General features: G+C 64.3%; 19 protein-coding genes. 13 read left to right on the top strand and 6 right to left on the bottom strand.

From position 1 onward, the window contains the following. Positions 1-98: 98 nt before the first annotated feature. The 3 genes from AB0O52_RS22095 to AB0O52_RS22085 are packed head-to-tail and all read left to right on the top strand — an operon-like array spanning position 99 to position 2,644. Positions 99-1,583 carry a rhamnulokinase family protein gene (locus AB0O52_RS22095; RefSeq protein ID WP_364542420.1) on the top strand — a complete coding sequence of 495 codons (1,485 nt, stop codon included), beginning with the start codon at positions 99-101 and terminating at the stop codon, positions 1,581-1,583. Positions 1,584-1,605: 22 nt separating this feature from the next. Further along, complete coding sequence (locus tag AB0O52_RS22090) at positions 1,606-2,262, top strand: DUF1697 domain-containing protein (protein ID WP_364542426.1); 657 nt, start codon at positions 1,606-1,608, stop codon at positions 2,260-2,262. Next, on the top strand, positions 2,228-2,644 hold the full coding sequence (locus tag AB0O52_RS22085) for a hypothetical protein (protein WP_364542417.1): 417 nt from the start codon (positions 2,228-2,230) through the stop codon (positions 2,642-2,644). Before AB0O52_RS22090 ends, AB0O52_RS22085 begins: the two co-directional genes overlap by 35 nt. 24 nt (positions 2,645-2,668) lie before the next feature. Here AB0O52_RS22085 and AB0O52_RS22080 read toward each other — a convergent pair whose 3' ends face one another. Beyond that, positions 2,669-2,896, bottom strand: a complete 228-nt coding sequence (locus tag AB0O52_RS22080; RefSeq protein WP_364542414.1) for a hypothetical protein — start codon at positions 2,894-2,896, stop codon at positions 2,669-2,671. Positions 2,897-2,999: 103 nt separating this feature from the next. Here AB0O52_RS22080 and AB0O52_RS22075 point away from each other — a divergent pair, with 103 nt between their 5' ends. After that, positions 3,000-4,484: an MFS transporter gene (locus AB0O52_RS22075; protein ID WP_364542411.1), complete on the top strand. Its 1,485-nt coding sequence runs from the start codon at positions 3,000-3,002 to the stop codon at positions 4,482-4,484. 45 nt (positions 4,485-4,529) lie between these two features. Here the strand turns inward: AB0O52_RS22075 and AB0O52_RS22070 are convergent, their stop codons facing one another. The 3 genes from AB0O52_RS22070 to AB0O52_RS22060 all read right to left on the bottom strand — a co-directional run bounded on the left by AB0O52_RS22070 (position 4,530) and on the right by AB0O52_RS22060 (position 6,969). Continuing rightward, positions 4,530-4,982 (bottom strand): Hsp20/alpha crystallin family protein, encoded by a 453-nt coding sequence (locus AB0O52_RS22070; RefSeq protein ID WP_364542408.1) that lies wholly within the window; start codon positions 4,980-4,982, stop codon positions 4,530-4,532. 392 nt (positions 4,983-5,374) lie between these two features. Further along, the gene (locus AB0O52_RS22065; protein WP_364542405.1) at positions 5,375-6,058 is read right to left on the bottom strand and encodes a hypothetical protein; all 684 of its coding nucleotides are present in this window, start codon (positions 6,056-6,058) and stop codon (positions 5,375-5,377) included. 59 nt (positions 6,059-6,117) lie between these two features. After that, complete coding sequence (locus AB0O52_RS22060) at positions 6,118-6,969, bottom strand: alpha/beta hydrolase (RefSeq protein WP_364542403.1); 852 nt, start codon at positions 6,967-6,969, stop codon at positions 6,118-6,120. A 174-nt stretch (positions 6,970-7,143) separates the two neighbouring features. On the opposite strand from AB0O52_RS22060, the gene AB0O52_RS22055 reads away from it, so the two are divergent. The 5 genes from AB0O52_RS22055 to AB0O52_RS22035 all read left to right on the top strand — a co-directional run bounded on the left by AB0O52_RS22055 (position 7,144) and on the right by AB0O52_RS22035 (position 9,766). Beyond that, the gene (locus AB0O52_RS22055; RefSeq protein WP_364542401.1) at positions 7,144-7,536 is read left to right on the top strand and encodes a nuclear transport factor 2 family protein; all 393 of its coding nucleotides are present in this window, start codon (positions 7,144-7,146) and stop codon (positions 7,534-7,536) included. A 102-nt stretch (positions 7,537-7,638) separates the two neighbouring features. Further along, on the top strand, positions 7,639-7,935 hold the full coding sequence (locus AB0O52_RS22050; RefSeq protein ID WP_364542398.1) for a hypothetical protein: 297 nt from the start codon (positions 7,639-7,641) through the stop codon (positions 7,933-7,935). A 78-nt stretch (positions 7,936-8,013) separates the two neighbouring features. Further along, positions 8,014-8,361 carry a VOC family protein gene (locus AB0O52_RS22045; protein WP_364542395.1) on the top strand — a complete coding sequence of 116 codons (348 nt, stop codon included), beginning with the start codon at positions 8,014-8,016 and terminating at the stop codon, positions 8,359-8,361. Between the two features lie 54 nt (positions 8,362-8,415). Continuing rightward, a complete protein-coding gene (locus AB0O52_RS22040) occupies positions 8,416-9,423 on the top strand; it encodes a 2-oxoglutarate and iron-dependent oxygenase domain-containing protein (protein WP_364542393.1) in 1,008 nt (335 codons plus the stop codon). Positions 9,424-9,454: 31 nt separating this feature from the next. Next, positions 9,455-9,766: a hypothetical protein gene (locus AB0O52_RS22035; protein WP_364542390.1), complete on the top strand. Its 312-nt coding sequence runs from the start codon at positions 9,455-9,457 to the stop codon at positions 9,764-9,766. Positions 9,767-9,967: 201 nt separating this feature from the next. Here AB0O52_RS22035 and AB0O52_RS22030 read toward each other — a convergent pair whose 3' ends face one another. Further along, positions 9,968-10,309, bottom strand: coding sequence for a DUF1508 domain-containing protein (locus AB0O52_RS22030; RefSeq protein ID WP_364542388.1), 342 nt, complete (start codon positions 10,307-10,309; stop codon positions 9,968-9,970). Positions 10,310-10,528: 219 nt separating this feature from the next. On the opposite strand from AB0O52_RS22030, the gene AB0O52_RS22025 reads away from it, so the two are divergent. Further along, a complete protein-coding gene (locus AB0O52_RS22025) occupies positions 10,529-10,786 on the top strand; it encodes a DUF6458 family protein (protein ID WP_364542385.1) in 258 nt (85 codons plus the stop codon). A gap of 115 nt (positions 10,787-10,901) precedes the next feature. Then, positions 10,902-11,240: a transcription initiation protein gene (locus AB0O52_RS22020; RefSeq protein ID WP_364542382.1), complete on the top strand. Its 339-nt coding sequence runs from the start codon at positions 10,902-10,904 to the stop codon at positions 11,238-11,240. A 25-nt stretch (positions 11,241-11,265) separates the two neighbouring features. On the opposite strand, the gene AB0O52_RS22015 is transcribed toward AB0O52_RS22020, so the two are convergent. Beyond that, positions 11,266-12,579 carry a serine/threonine-protein kinase gene (locus AB0O52_RS22015; RefSeq protein WP_364542379.1) on the bottom strand — a complete coding sequence of 438 codons (1,314 nt, stop codon included), beginning with the start codon at positions 12,577-12,579 and terminating at the stop codon, positions 11,266-11,268. 225 nt (positions 12,580-12,804) lie between these two features. Here AB0O52_RS22015 and ggt point away from each other — a divergent pair, with 225 nt between their 5' ends. Together ggt and ligD are read left to right on the top strand one after the other, a co-directional pair. After that, on the top strand, positions 12,805-14,631 hold the full coding sequence (ggt, locus tag AB0O52_RS22010; RefSeq protein ID WP_364542376.1) for a gamma-glutamyltransferase: 1,827 nt from the start codon (positions 12,805-12,807) through the stop codon (positions 14,629-14,631). Between the two features lie 78 nt (positions 14,632-14,709). Next, positions 14,710-15,732 carry a non-homologous end-joining DNA ligase gene (ligD, locus tag AB0O52_RS22005; protein ID WP_364542374.1) on the top strand — a complete coding sequence of 341 codons (1,023 nt, stop codon included), beginning with the start codon at positions 14,710-14,712 and terminating at the stop codon, positions 15,730-15,732. Positions 15,733-15,785: the final 53 nt, after the last annotated feature.

Below are 15,785 nucleotides of genomic sequence, written 5' to 3'. Positions count from 1 at the left end.
GTGGCCAACGCGGCCGCCGTGCTCACCAGCAACGAACTCTCGCACACCACGGGCCTGCACATCCCGGTGGACGCGGGCGTCGCGGCCGCCTTCCTCCGATGAACGGGCAAGCCCATGCCGGCCGCGTTTTCGCGGCGGTCGATATCGGAGCGTCCTCGGGCCGCGTCATGCTCGGCCGGGTCACCGACGGGCGGGCCGAGCTCGAAACAGTGCACCGATTCCCCAACGGGGTCGTAGAACTCGACGGCCGACTCCACTGGGACTTCGACGCACTGTTCGACGAGGTGCTCACGGGACTTGCGGCCGCCGCCGGAACGGCCGCCGCAAGCGGGGAGCGGATCGCCAGCATCGGGATCGACACGTGGGCCGTCGACTACGGACTCGTGGATAAAGCCGGGAAGCTGATCGCGCAGCCGTTCAGCTACCGCGACGAGCGCGGCCGCACCGCCGTCGCGGACGTCCACAAGGTGCTGGACCCGGCGCGGCTTTACGCCACCACCGGACTGCAGTTCCTCCAGTTCAATACGCTCTACCAGCTTGCCACCGAACGAGAACTGCGCGGCGTCCAGGCGTTGCTCATACCCGACTTGATTGCGTTCAAGCTGAGCGGGCAACGCCGTACCGAGGCCACGAATGCGTCCACCACCGGGCTTTTTGACGCCGTCGCGGGGGAGTGGGCCTGCGACTTCTTCAAGGCACTCGGCATACCGAAAAACCTGTTCCCGGCCATCATCCAGCCGGGCGGGACCGTAGGCACGCTCTTGCCGGAGATCGCGGCCAGGACGGGGTTGCCGGCGGAGACTGCTGTGGTTGCCGTGGGATCGCACGACACCGCCTCGGCCGTGGCAGCCGTTCCGGCCCGGCAGGAAGACTTCGCCTACATTTCCTCCGGCACCTGGTCCCTCGTCGGTGTGGAATTGGACAGCCCGGTCCTCGATGAAGCAAGCCGCTTGGCCAACTTCACCAACGAGCGGGGCGTCGACGGCACCATCAGGTACCTGCGCAACGTCGGCGGACTGTGGCTGCTCAGCGAATGCCAACGCACCTGGGCCGCCGCAGGGCATCAACAGGAACTAGCCGCGCTCCTGGAGTCCGCGGCGGCACTTCCCGCCGGAGGCCCCCAGATCAACGCCGACGATCCGGCGTTCATCGCGCCGGACAACATGCCGGACCGTATTCGCTCTGCGGTTCGCGCCGGCGGTGCCGTCCTTCCAGACCGGCCAGCCGCCGTCGTGCGCTGCATCCTGGACAGCCTCGCAGCCGGCTACGCCAGGACCCTGGCACGCGCCGAGGAACTGTCCGGCAAGCACGCATCGGTGGTCCACATCGTGGGTGGCGGCTCCCAGAACAGGCTGCTGTGCCAGCTCACAGCGGATGCCAGCGGGAAGACGGTTATTGCCGGCCCCGTGGAAGCCACGGCGCTCGGGAACGTTCTGGTTCAGGCCCGGGCCGCAGGAGCGGTTACGGGTGGCCCGTCCGAACTCCGGGCACTCGTGAGGGCCAGCGTTCAGCTTGACAGCTACAAGCCGTCCCTGGGCAAATACACGAACGCCACCGGATGCGCCGCCATGGCGCAGCAATAGGAGGTCGGCTTTGCGCTATGTCGTGCTACTCCGGGCCGTCAACGCGGGGGTTAACTCGCGAATCACGATGGCGTCCTTACGTGAGTGCGTCGAGGAGACGGGTATCTCCGTGCTGGCTACATATCTGCCGAGCGGCAACCTTGTCATAGAGGCGCCGCGGACCAGCACGGCACGCCTGGCCGAGGATCTTGGGCGCGCAGTGGGGCAGCGGCTCGGGCGGCCCACGCCAGCGGTTGTCCTGACTGGAACCCAACTCGATCGCGTGCTGCGAGAAGCACCGGCGGTGTGGCGCGAGCAGCCCGGCCACGCCCACTACGTGATCTTCCTCCTTGGATCTGTCACCGCTGCCGAGTTGCTGTCCGGTATGGAGCCGGAACCGGACGTGGAACAAATAACACCCGCCGGACGCCGGATCTATTGGTCGGTCCGCACCGATGCTTCCCGTAGCGTCCTCGCGCGGGTAGGCCGCGCGCAGGAGTACCAGCACATCACGGTCCGGACACTCAGTACGTTGGAACGCATGCGGGAGTTGGTACACAAGCGCGACCCGAGGACAACGCGTGGCCCTGTTGCCCCGCAAAGCCCATCGATAAACTTAAGGGGCGCCAAGGAGACGCAAGGTTGGTTGCGGGAAAGGCAAGATCATGACCGAAAGCAGCGGCGTCGAAGCACCCACTGAAGAGGAGAAGAGCGGAGTTCCCGGGAAACCGGAACTGCGCGGCCGATACGTCAAGGGGGACTACGGCAAGACCGGAACGGAGCCCGGGCGGCACTCCGAAGACGTAGAAGGCCAATACATCGCAGGCGACTACGGCACGGCCGGCAGTCAAGGAGGCTTGCCCGAACCCTTGGGCGAGGAGGCCATGGAATCCGGGCGCTACGCAAAGGCAGACCTCGGCGAAGCCGGAGCGGTTCCGGGGCGCACAGCAGAGTCGGAAATCGGCCAGTACGCCAAAGGGGACTACGGCAAGGAGGGGGCCGTCGGGCCACTGCGTGAGGCCGCCGATCGACGTGAGGCCGCCGATCGACCGACGCCGGCTGATGAAGACGGCGACAACTGACGGGATCGGTTACTTCGGCGTCGGTTACTTCGGCCGGACCTGGCCTGCTTCAGCCTTGGCCCGGATGAAGCTCAGGTCCTCGGGGGAGAGGCTGACTTGGCTGTGGCGGTCGGAATCCGGGGTGATGCCGGTTTCCTGATGGATTATTTCCGTGATGGTTCGCGGCAAAACCACGCATCCAGGGTTGTCCGTTAGCCAGTGCTGGGTTTCGGGGCTGAGCATGTCCCAGTGGTCCCTGATGTTCATCTCCATGGATGACGCCTAACTGAGTGGGTGCAGAGAAAAACGCCGGCCGAGGCCGGTGCCGGAAACGTAATTAGGATACGCCCGAGCGTAGGGGAAAGACAGGGCCGACATGGCAACTCAAAGCGACGGCGTAGGCTTTCGTTCCAAGCGGGGCCCGATACTCATAGCCCTGATGCTCTCGAGCGGTCTCGTCGCGATCGATGCCACCATCGTGGCCACCGCCGTGCCTTCGATCGTGCATGAAATCGGTGGGTTCGCCTCGTTTCCGTGGCTCTTCTCCGCCTACCTGCTCGCGCAGGCCGTCTCGGTTCCGGTCTACGCGAAACTCTCCGATATGGCGGGTCGGAAACCGATCATTCTCACTGGCATTGGCCTCTTCCTGCTCGGATCGATCCTTTGCGGGTTGGCGTGGAGCATGCCCGCGCTCATCGCCTTCCGCGTAGTGCAGGGCTTGGGCGCCGGCGCGGTTCTACCCGTGGCCATCACCATCGCCGGCGATATCTACACCCTGGCCGAGCGCGCGAAGGTGCAAGGCTACCTCGCGAGCGTGTGGGCGACTTCGTCGGTTGTCGGTCCAACTCTGGGCGGGGTGTTCTCCTCGCTTGGAGTCTGGCGCGGAATCTTCCTGGTCAACGTTCCGCTCTGCATCGTGGCTGCGTGGATGCTCGTGCAAAGGTTCCAGGAGAACATCGAACGGGTAAAGCACCGCGTCGATTATCTTGGAGCCGCGCTTCTCACGGTCACGTTAACCTTGACCATCCTCGGCGCCCTGGAAGGTGGCCAGGCATGGGCCTGGGACTCTCCGATCAGCATCGCAGTGTTCGCCGTTGGTTCAGTCCTGCTCGTTGCCTTCGTCGTGGTCGAGAGACGAGCGGCTGAACCTGTCCTTCCGCCGTGGGTCGTGTCGAGGCGCCTTCTTGCCACGACCGCACTGATCTCCTTCGGGGCTGGAGCAATCGTGCTTGGCCTCACCTCGTACGTTCCCACCTTCCTTCAAGGCGCGCTTTCGGTGTCGCCACTCACTGCGGGCCTATCCCTGGCGGCCCTGACAATCGGCTGGCCGATCAGCGCCTCGCAGTCGGGCCGTTTCTACCTCCGGATCGGCTTCAGGGCAACAGCATTGATCGGGATCACCATCACCCTCATCGGTTCGGCGGTCCTCGCAATTACGGCATACACACCGAATCTCGTGCTCGTCGCAGGCAGCTGCTTTGTCGCCGGACTCGGACTGGGGCTACTTGCTACCCCGAGCCTGATCGCAGCCCAGTCCAGCGTCGAATGGCACGAACGCGGAGTCGTAACGGGCACCAACCTCTTCGCGCGATCCATCGGCAGCTCGCTTGGCGTAGCCGTTTTCGGGGCCGTGGCCAATGCGATCTATGCCGGCAGCCCCGGTGGCGGGAAGAGTTCGCAGGCAGTTGTATTCGCCTCTGCGGCGGTATTCCTCGCCGTGCTTGTGAGCGCAGCTCTCACCGTCGTCGCCGTCCTCGCAATGCCCGCCACTGACCTCGAGGCCGCCGCTCCCCAGGACAAGCGGCCAGCCCCGCGGCTCCAAAAAGCGCGGCGGCCAAACGGACGGAACGGAGGTTCTTAGGCTTGCGTCTTTAGGCTGGCTCCTGCGCCGGGCCAGTTGGCTGAGCTAGGTCAGCGGCTCCTCCGGAGACTGGTTGGCTTCGCGGCCACCCGTACGGACAACGCGGATTTTGGTGGTCGGCGTCTCTGGCTGTTCGGGGATCCGGATACGGATTTCGAGGACGCCGTCCTCGTACGTGGCGACGATGCCGTCCTGGCTCACGCCGCGGGGCAACGGGATGCTGCGGGACCGTTCGCCGTAGCGGAGCTCGCTCCGGTAGCCCCTCTTGTCCATGCGTTCGGCATCCTCTTCGCGCCGAGCCTGGATATGAAGATTGTCGTCGGCGATGCTGATGTCGACGTCGGTTTCCGGATCGATTCCCGGCAGATCCACTCTGACCACGAGCGTGTCCCCCTCCTGGTATTGCTCGATGCGGAGCGAAGGATCGGATTCGCCTTGAAGGAAGCGTCGGACGGGCTCCGGGACTTCGAGTCCGCCGCGTCGGAGAAAGTTGTCCATGATGTCCTCCTCGTAAGTGCCGGTTCCCGGCCAAATCAGACTTGCCGGGATGAGAAAAAAGCTACGCCTCGCATGGCCCCGTGGATAGCCCCCCGGTCTCTGCTGAGGTGGAGTGCACTACCGAATAGCGCAATCTTGACGACAGCTTTGCTCGGTCGGAAACTGAGCATAGGAGGCGCGCTGTGAGCGATTTGGCTTGGATTCTCGTGCTGCTCATCCCTTCCCTGGGCTTCTTCCTTTTCCTGGTTTACGCAAATATTCGATTGTCAGCCAGGCGGAAATCTCTTGGGCTACCCCCTCTAGGACTGACTCCACGCCGTTCCAGGACCCGTCACCGGAAGCATCACAAATACGTGATCATTCATCCCTTCAAACACTGACAACTGCACCTGTCAGCTTTGATGGAAGTCGGGAGCCTTGGGTGCGTCGAGCATTCCCGCGATTTTCTCTTCCAAGGCCGCGATGGTCGCTTCGGGCAGGACAATCAGCCCATCCAATTCGCGCCGGGCGCGCTTGTACGCCGTCTGCCGTTCTGCCGGCGTCGCTGCACTGTCAGAAGCGATCCTGAGGAGCTTCCTGGCGGTCGCCAGACGCTGACGCTCGGACTCGGTGAAATTGCTGTCCTTGACGCGTCTGGCTTCCCGCTCCGCCACATCGAACGCCAGCTCGAAGCTGCGAACGGCCATGCGATACTCCGCCAGCCGTGCCGCCGTCGTGATTTCTTCCGGAGTTGCCGGACGCAAGCCGTCAGCCTCCCGTTTGGCCCGGAGAAACGCCACGGTGAGCGGCTCGCGTACATCCGACATGATCGGAAAATCGATGAGTTTGCCGACGTCGAGTTCGTACTCCAGCCATCGCCGGTTCACCGCGTCGTGCGCCTCTTGCAGCCGCAGGACCTCGGCCTGGCTGGCCTGCTCCGCTTGCGCCGCTCGGTTCTGGAGCTGATAGAGCTCCACCCGACGGCGATGCCGCCTTTCGCTGGCCCTGGACCAGGACCGCGCCCAACCGCCGGCTATCCCGCTCAGCGGAAAGACCAGCCACCAGAAGTGGCCGACAAACTCGAAGAAGGGATTCACTGCTTCATCGTCCCACCGGCCCGGACGTGTCTCAAGAGCCTCGTGAATGAGCACAAGGCCTAGCCAAACTTCCGGAGCCAGTCCGACAGGACAGGCAAGACGACAGAGCTATGCATCGCTCCGATGTGATCGAGGCCGGGAAGCACACGGACATCCCACCCGGCGTTGATCAGGGCTTGTTTGTGCGTTGTCAGGGGCTCGCTGATCTTTACCTGGACGTTGCCCCACGCCGGGCCGTAATCGATCCGGTCGTCCGCCCCTGCGAAGGCGAGCCGGGGCAAGCCTGGCGGAACCGCGGCGGAGGAATCGTCGAAATCCTGTAGGGCTTCGTAGAGGGTCACAAACTGGCGGGTCTGCGCTTCGTTCGTTTGAACGGGTACGGAATCCCAGTCTCCAGGCTCAACGTCAGGAGCAGGTGAAGGAACCACGTCGGCGGATTGCATGGACATCGAGTGTGCTGCCCGGGTCACCGCCAACATGCTCTCGTATGGTCCATCGAGGGGTGGGAATCCGCCCATCACCAATGCCCAAAGCCGATCAGTGCGGATTGCTAGTTGCAAGCCACAGAGTGCCAGCCAGGAGTAGCCGTAGTAGGCGAAGGTGCCGGCATCTGCGGCGTCGGCGATAGCAAGGAGATCAGCCGTGACATTCTCCGGAGTAAGGGTGTCCGGTGCGGGGTGTGCCATCCGGTGGCTTTCGTAATCGGCGACGACGACACGGTGGGATCGCGCGAGTCCGTTGACCACGTTGGGTCCCAGATCCGGATCAGCGCCCCAACGGCGCATCGTTTCGGCTTCCTCCTGCGGATAGGGGGCGAAGCGCGCCGGGATCATCACGGCGCGCCCGTTTCCGTGGATGCTTATGGCGATGGTCGTACCGTCGTGAAGAACGGCCTCAGCGGTGTCAATCACGGCTTGCCCTCCATACGGGTGCGGAGTTTGTGTGGTCAAGCTTGCCACTGAATTGGCGGCAGGGGCCCGTAGTGTGGTCCCCGGACTTGGAGCTTTCCATCGACAGGCACCCGGCCCAGGAATAGCCTTAAGCCGTCCCATTGACCGACGAGGATGACGGAGAGGTATCCGAACATGGGAGCTACAGAAAACGCCGAATTGGTCCGGCGGGGGTACGAGGCCTTCAACACAGGTGATCTGGCGACACTCAGCGAGCTGTTCGCAGAGGATGCGGTTTGGTACGCAGCTGGAAGCGGCGTGCTGTCCGGGACGAAGCAGGGACGCGACGCCATACTGGCCTATTTTGGCGAGCTGGGAGAGCGTTCCCAGGGGTCCTTCCAAGCGGTGGTCCAGGACGTCGTCGGCGGAGAAGACCACACAATAGCACTTCAGCAGACCCACGCCGAAAACAACGGAAAGACCCTGGACATGGCAACTGCCATCGCCTTCGTGCTCCGCGACGGAAAGGTTGTAGAGGGCCGGGAGTTTTTCGAGGACACGGCAAAGGCAGACGAATTCTGGACCTGAATCCGGGATTTGGACGCTGCCCGTGAAAGCTCATTGACATCCCGGGCAGCGGGGTCTATTGCTTGGCATGTCCACACCCGTCCACACCAGCAAGGAGCAGATATGGAAGCCGCACCCTACGGAGTCGTGCACTTCTTCCCTGGAGGCACGAAGGAACAATACGAGGCGTCTATCGCCGCCGTCCACCCAGGAGAGGGGCTCTTGCCCGACGGTCAGACTTTCCATGCGGCAGGCCCGTCGGCCGGCGGCTGGACCATCATGGCCGTCCACGAGTCGAAGGAAAGTTGGGAGAAGTTCCGCGACGGCATCCTCATGCCCCGCATGCAGGCGGGCATCGAGGGCGGATTCGAGTCGCCCCCGGAAGAGACAGTTGTAGACCTCTACAAGGTCCTGCCCTAACTATTCGAAAAGGCCGCCCCCAGGTCTCGCGGGCGGCCTCCGTCCTTTATCTGCGGCGGAAATCGAAAGGAGACAGCCATGGCGTCCACAGTGAACTACTTCGAAGTCGGATCGCCCGATCCCGAGAGGGCGCGGGCCTTCTACGGCTCGCTCTTCGACTGGACCTTCGGTGAGTCCTCGCCTGCCGGCTACCAGATGGTGAACGGCGACAAGGGTGGGCTGTGGGACACTTCCTCGCTTGAGGGAACCTCGTGGGCGATCTTCTACGTACAAGTCGACGATGTGAAAGCCGCGATCGCCAAGGCCGAGTCGCTCGGCGCGAGCGTAGCCATCCCGTTCGTCGATAACGGCTCGATCGAGTTCGCGCACCTCCTGGACCCGCACGGCAACCGTTTCGGTGTGTGGCATCCCAAGCAGCCGGGCTGAAAGCGACGGGACAATCCGCACGCTCGCGGCATTCGATGAAAAGGACGAAGTGCATTGACGCTCGATACATTGCCCGTGATCGATTTCTCCCGTCTGGATGCAGGCCCGGACGAGGCCTCCAGGTTCCGTAACGAACTGCGCGACGCCATGCATGAGGTTGGCTTCCTGTACCTGGCCGGCCACGGCATCCCGCAGGAGCTGACGGACGCCATCCTCGACGTGTCGCGCCGTTTTTTCGAGCTGCCGGAAGAAGAAAAGCTCGCGATCGAGAATGTCCACAGCCCCCAGTTCCGCGGCTACACCCGCGTTGGCGGCGAGCTCACGGGCGGCGGGATCGACTGGCGGGAGCAGATCGACATCGGCGTCGAACGTGACGCAGTTGAGCCGGGCCCGGGTGTCGCCGAATATTGGCGCCTGGAGGGGCCCAACCTGTGGCCGGCTGCGCTGCCTGAAATGCGGGAAATCGTCTCGGAATGGACCGAGCGGCTGAGCACCATCTCACTTGCGTTGTTGCGGGCCCTGGCAGTTTCCCTCGGAGCGCCCGAGGACACCTTTGATGCGGCATTCGCCGCGCGGGCTTTCCCCGTCCTCAAGATTGTGAGATATCCGGGGGAGTCGAACCCGGAACCGAAGCAGGGCGTGGGTTCCCATCGCGACGGCGGAGTGCTGACTCTATTGCTGGTTGAGCCCGGGAAGGGCGGTCTCCAGGTCGAGTACCAAGGGAAGTGGATCGACGCGCCCCAAGTGCCGGGGACATTCGTGGTCAATATCGGCGAAATGCTGGAGCTGGCCACCAACGGCTACCTCAAGGCGACCCTGCACCGCGTGATCTCGCCGCTTCGCGGCACGGACCGGATTTCCCTACCCTTCTTCTACAATCCCGCCCTTGACGCGACCATGCCGCGGCTTGCCATGAGCCCGGAATTCCAGGCAAAAGCGCGTGGCTTGTCGGTTGACCCCACGAACAGCCCGATTCTGGAAACCTACGGGGACAACGCCCTCCGTTACAGGCTTCGGGCCCACCCGAACGTCGTCGCGGAGCATCACGCCGACCTGCTGTGACCCGGACGGTGCAGGGCCGGATAATAGGGCAATGGACTTCGAATTGCTCACCATCCAGGACTGTCCGCACAGTTCCGCGGCCCGGGAACTGTTCGCACGGGCCGTGGAACTGGAAGGGAAGGCCCCTGCCTTGATTGCGGCCAGGGAGATCATGACCGACGAAGAAGCCGCTGCGTCCGGATTCCACGGATCCCCGACATTCATGGTGAACGGAATCGACCTCTTCCCCTCCACGGCGGAACCGGCCATGACGTGCCGGGTCTACCGTACGGCCGGCGGCCTCTCGGGCCTGCCCAGCCTGGCGTCGCTTAGAGAGGCGATCCAGGCCAGGCTGGCCGCATAGCATCAGCCAGGAACCCGAGCCGCTGCAACCACAGGGTGGTCCCGGCCGAGGTTGCCCAGATGCGGGCCACCGAGACCGAATGGACCACCCGGCCGCCGGAAGCCATGAAGACGTACTAAGCGCGACGGAAATGGCCGGGACTCCTTTGAGTCCCGGCCACTTCCGCGGTTCGGCGCCAAGCGACCCCGCCATTAGACGCTGCTATTTCCACCCGCTCAGCCATCCCTTGGACGTGCGCGCTTTGTAGCCCCGCCTCCGGACTATGGACGTTCGGCCCAGCCAGTTCCGGACCCGGCCCGGTCCCGCTTGGGCAGCGGCCGGCGCGGACATTCCCGATGCCGGTCCGGATGCCGCCGGCTGGCTCGGACACAGGTCCGTGATCAGTCCCATTCCCGCACATGCCCGCACTTCGCGGATTCCCACCACTGCGGCGCGTTTGGTCTCAAATTCCTTCGAGACCGCCATGACAGTCCCGTCCGCCGCCTTCAGCCGGAACCGGTACCGTTCGCGGGCATCGACAAACAGTTCAAACGTGCCCGCCATTCGCTGGCCTCCCCAATAGATACATATGGTCCTTGTCCGACCGTACCCGGCAGTTACCAAAAAGCAAAGCACCCTTACTGTTTTTGCTCCTGTGCCGCGGGGATCCCGGATACAGGCATGCGGTTGCCGGATGAGGTGTTGACGTGTAGTTTTTTCAATGCAAAGCAACCTTAGTAATACCCGCACCGCCGGGTCCGCGGTTCAGCAGGAGGTACAGCAGTGGGTATCGGATCATCTATCTTCCTTATCGCGATAGGCGCCATTCTGGCCTTCGCCGTCCCCGGGGATGTCGTGTCATTCATCGACCTCCATATGGTCGGCTACATCCTCATGGTCGTCGGAGTGATCGGCTTGATCGTTTCCCTCTTCGTGTTCGGCCCGCGCCGGACCCGTCGGATCAGCGAAAGCCGCGCCACAGTAGACCCGGCCACGGGGGAACGCATCGTGACCAGGGATACGCGCGACGGCGGCATCTAGCAACAGCAGGAGCGAAGGCGAGGGTCGGCACGCGGACCCTCGCCTTTTCCATGCCCCCGGACAGTGGCCGAACACGCCATTGCCGTCCGGGCCGCCCCTGGGGGAGCATCGAGGCATGACCAAATACCTGATCTCCTTCCCGAGCGAAGCCCTGGTACTCACCGACGAGGAGTTCCCGGTGGTCTCCGCCGAAGCCCACGCTGTGATTGAGGAGGCGAAGGCCGCGGGCGTCTACGTTTTCGGCGGCGGGATAGACGAGGAAGTGGATCCGGTGCTGGTTTCCGCTGACGGCGCGGTGAGCACCGAGATCTATCCGGGCTCCGAACTCACCGGTGGGTTCGCTGTGCTGGAGCTGCCGACGCGCGGGGAGGCGGTCGAGTGGGCGAGGAAGATCGCAGTGGCCTGCCGTTGCCCGCAGGAGCTCCGCGAGTTCATGTATGACCCGCAAAGCTAGCTTTCGTCAGCTCAGGCGCCGGTTCCTAGCCGCCGTTTCCTTTGCCGTTGCCCTTGTGGCGCCCGGGGGCCGGCACCACCGGAACCGGCGCAACCGGCGCAACCGGCGCAACCGGTGTCGATGTCTGCTCAATGCTCGGTGAGGGTGGTGGGGTTGACGCAGGGGCGCTGGGCGTGCGCGTTGCCGTGACGGACGGCTCCGGGGCGGCGGGAGCAGGCGGCTGGAAGGCGCTCACGCCAACGATCACCAAGGCAGTGGTAAGAAGTGCGCCGCCGACAGCCCACGCCGATCTGCGCGCGCGGCTTGGCGGTTTCCCCCGCCATGGGCGCCTGTTTCGTATGGGCGGCACGACGACGGTACTCTCGCCCGCCGTTGCCACGGGCTGAACGCGCGTCTGGATGTCTGCTTTGGGCGTACGGGGCGGGCGGTCGGGCATACGGGGAAGGGTCTGCGTGGCTCCGTTGGCGCCAACGGGCATCGCCGCAGGGACGCCGGAACTGAGGGCACTCCGCAGCGCTTGCTCTACGTCGCGCGCGGCAGGTCGTGCAGAAGGCTGAGCCGATGTCATGGCGGTGAGGAGGTCAACCCACCGCGTCCCGAGGGCTTCCGGCACACGGGGCGGTCGGTGGAGCCTCGCAACGGCCGACTCGACGCTCGTCCCCGGATATTCGAGCTTTGCAGTGAGGCATTCGAGGAGAAGGAGTCCGAGGGAGTAGATATCGCTTGCCGGTCCCAGGGCAGAGCCGGTGGCCTGTTCCGGGCTCAGGTATGCCGCGGTTCCCACCATCGTGCCCGTTGCTGTCAGGCGTGTTCCTTCGATGATGCGGGCGATTCCGAAGTCGGTGAGTTTGGGCCGGACGGGGGATCCTTCGGGACCATCAGCCAGAAGGACATTGGCGGGTTTGATATCGCGGTGGATGATCCCACGCCCGTGGATGTATTCCAGGGCCGATGCCAGATCCGCCCCGATATGGGCCACGTCCTGGGTCGCCAGCGCTCCGTTCCGCAATCTGGCATGCAGGTCGGGGCCATGAATCAGTTCCATCGTAATGAATGTCCGGGCATGCTCCGGGTCCCGATGGTCGGTACCGGCGTCGAAGAGGGTGACGAGGGACGGATGGTTGAATGTTGCCAGGAGCCGCATCTCGTTTTCATGCCGGGCAAGCTCGTGCGGCCCTCCCAATAGGGGAGCAAAGAGTTTCAGCGCCACGTGGCGGCCGAGCGTTTCATCCTGCGCCCGGTACACCGACGCTGTCGCCCCGCGTCCGATCAGGGTTCCGAGCCTGTAGCGACCTGCCACAAGGGCATCGCTGTCTCCCGTGGCGGGGCCATCCGGCACGACTCCACTCGCTTTCTTTGAGCCGACAAGTCCTGCGTCCACCAGGCAAGCTGGCCGGCCTCGGCGACATGCAAGGGCCTGGCGCGACTGACGCAACCTCATCATACGAGGTGCGGCCCCTCAGCATCGCCCGCACATCTGCCGCGCTCTCTGGACCCGTTGAGCGTCGCGCAACGGCGGAGTAGGGTGGCCCCACCCACCTCGCACCACCTTTGAGGAGCGACCATGTCACATCGCAAACTTCGAATCGCCTCCCTAACCGCAGTACTTGCGCTGAGCGTGACGAGCGGCGCCGTCGCCAACCCCGCCTTTGCGGATCCGCGCCAGACTGAAAAGACCGCCACCGCCACCGGATATGGCGGCGCGGTCAGCACCGTTGACCCCGAGGCCTCCGCCGCCGCCATCGAGGTCCTCCGCAAGGGCGGCAACGCAGCTGACGCCGCCGTCGCCGCGGCAGCAACCCTGGGCGTGACCGAGCCATACAGCGCAGGGATCGGCGGTGGCGGCTACTTCGTGTTCTACAACGCGAAGACGGGCAGGATCGGCACCATCGACGGCCGCGAGACCGCCCCGGCGGCAATGCCCCACGATGCGTTCATTGATCCCGCCACGGGGAAGCCGTATAACTTCACGCCTGAGCTCGTCACGAGCGGCGTTTCCGTGGGCGTCCCCGGCACCGCGGCCACTTGGCAACGCGCGCTGGAGCGCTGGGGTACCTTGAGCCTTGGCGACGCCCTGCAGCCTGCCATCAAAGTCGCGACCCGGGGCTTCGTCGTCGACCCGACGTTCCGTCAGCAGACACTGGACAACAAGCTCCGTTTCGCCGCGTTCAGCTCCACGAGCAAGCTGTACCTGCCGGGAGGCGACGCACCCGCCGTCGGCAGCATCTTCCAGAACCACGACCTCGCCGCGACCTACCGGCTCCTCGCGAAGCAGGGCATCAGCGCCTTCTACCGTGGTCCACTCGCCGCTGAGATCGCAGCAACAGTCCAGGCACCGCCGAAGACCGACACCACTAAGCTGCCCATCCCGGTGGGACACATGACCCCCGCCGACCTGGCCGCGTACGAGCCCCTGGACCAAGCACCCACCCACGTCGACTACCGCGGCCTCGACGTCTACGGAATGGCGCCGTCGAGCAGCGGGGGCACCACGGTAGGCGAGGCGCTGAACATCCTGGACACGGTCAACCTTTCGGAGATGTCCAAGCCAGCTGCCCTGCACCACTACCTCGAGGCGAGCGCACTCGCTTTCGCGGACCGGGGGAAGTACGTTGGCGACCCTGCGTTCGTTGACGTTCCCACCGATGCGCTCACCGATCCGCTGTTCGGCAAGGAGCGCGCCTGCAAGATCGACCCCTTGCACGCTGCAACGAAGCCCGTCGCGCCGGGAGATGTGTCGACGTACGACGGCGTGTGCCCGGCTTCCGCGGCGGCGCTCACCGACGAGAAGGACACGGAAAACATCTCGACGACCAACATGACGGTCGCCGACAAGTGGGGGAACGTGGTCGAATACACGCTCACCATCGAGCAAACCGGCGGATCAGGCATCGTGGTGCCGGGACGCGGGTTCCTGCTCAACAACGAGCTGACCGATTTCTCGGCCGTTTACAGCGTGAGCGATCCAAACCGGATCGATCCCGGCAAGCGCCCACGCTCCTCGATGTCCCCGACCATCATCCTCAAGGACGGTAAGCCGTTCCTCGCTCTCGGCTCACCCGGCGGATCGACGATCATCACCACGGTGCTGCAGACGATCCTGAACAGGGTGGACCTGGGCATGAGCATTTCCGACGCGATCGCCGCACCGCGCGCCTCTCAACGCAACACTGCGACGGTCACAGCCGAACCGGAGTTCATCACGGCATTCGCGAGCCAACTCACACCGTTTGGCCACCGGTTCACGCCATCCGGTGACGCTTTCACATCGGCGGCCGAGATCGGTGCCGCAACAGCGATCGAGTTCAGGCCCGACGGGCGCCTGATCGCCGCCGCCGAACCGGTCCGGCGCGGCGGCGGCTCGGCAATGGTGTTGAACCCGTCCCCATAAGCCGGAAACGCGGGACCAACGTCCATTCGGTCCGTTGCGGTGCTGACGCAAGGGGCGGCCCTGGGGTAGCTTGTCCCCATGGCTACCGAAGCAACTACCCTCACCGTTGACGGGCCGAACGGTTCCCGGGAAATGCGGATCTCCAGTCCCAGCCGGGTTCTCTGGCCGGAGGTGGGCCTGACCAAGCTGGACCTCGCGCACTACATTGTTGATGTCGGGGAAGCATTCATAGCGGCGAACGGGGACCGGCCGGTTTCGCTGCAGCGCTTTTCGGACAACGTCGACGGAGAACAGTTCTTCTCCAAGAATCCGCCGAAAGGAACCCCCGATTTTATCCGCTCAGTAAAGGTGATCTATCCGAGTGCGCGCTCGCATCCCCAATTGGTCCTCGACGAGCCAGCCGCGGCCGTGTGGGCCGTCCAGATGAACACGGTGGTCTTCCACCCGTGGCCGTCACGCGCCGAAAACACGGACAACCCCGACCAGTTGCGGATCGACCTGGATCCCCAGCCCGGAACAGATTTCGACGACGCGATTCCCGCCGCGCTTGAGCTGAAGAACGTCCTTGCGGAGGCCGGGCTGACCACCTTCATCAAGACCTCAGGAAACCGGGGACTTCATGTCTACGCTCCGATTGAAGCCTCGCATGAGTTCCTGGACGTTCGGCATGCCGTGATTGCCGCCGCCCGCGAGCTTGAGCGGCGGATGCCGGACAAGGTCACCACCGCTTGGTGGAAGGAAGAACGAGGCGAACGGGTGTTCGTGGACTTCAACCAGGCCAACCGGGACCGCACCATCGCCGGGGCGTACAGCCCGCGCGCACTCGCCCATGCTCCGGTCTCCTGTCCAATCACTTGGGAGGAACTGGAAACCGCCGACCCCAAGAACTTCACCATCCTCACGGTGCCCGGAAGGCTGAAATCCGTGGGGGACCCTTGGGGTGACATGAACTCCAAAGCAGGGAAAATCGACGTCCTGCTTCAATGGTGGGAACGGGACCTCGGCGCCGGGCTCGGGGAGCTGCCGTTCCCGCCCGACTACCCGAAGATGCCGGGTGAACCGTCCCGTGTGCAGCCAAGTCGAGCGCGCAAGCACGACTGACCAATTGCGCTGTCCCACGGTCCCGCGCAAGGCTCATCGTGAAGGCTAGGCTC

Source organism: Arthrobacter sp. NPDC080073, from assembly GCF_040686575.1.
GTDB lineage: Bacteria > Actinomycetota > Actinomycetes > Actinomycetales > Micrococcaceae > Arthrobacter.
The sequence above is the reverse complement of the archived record's forward strand: the minus strand, read 5'-3'. Positions and strand labels throughout refer to the sequence as shown.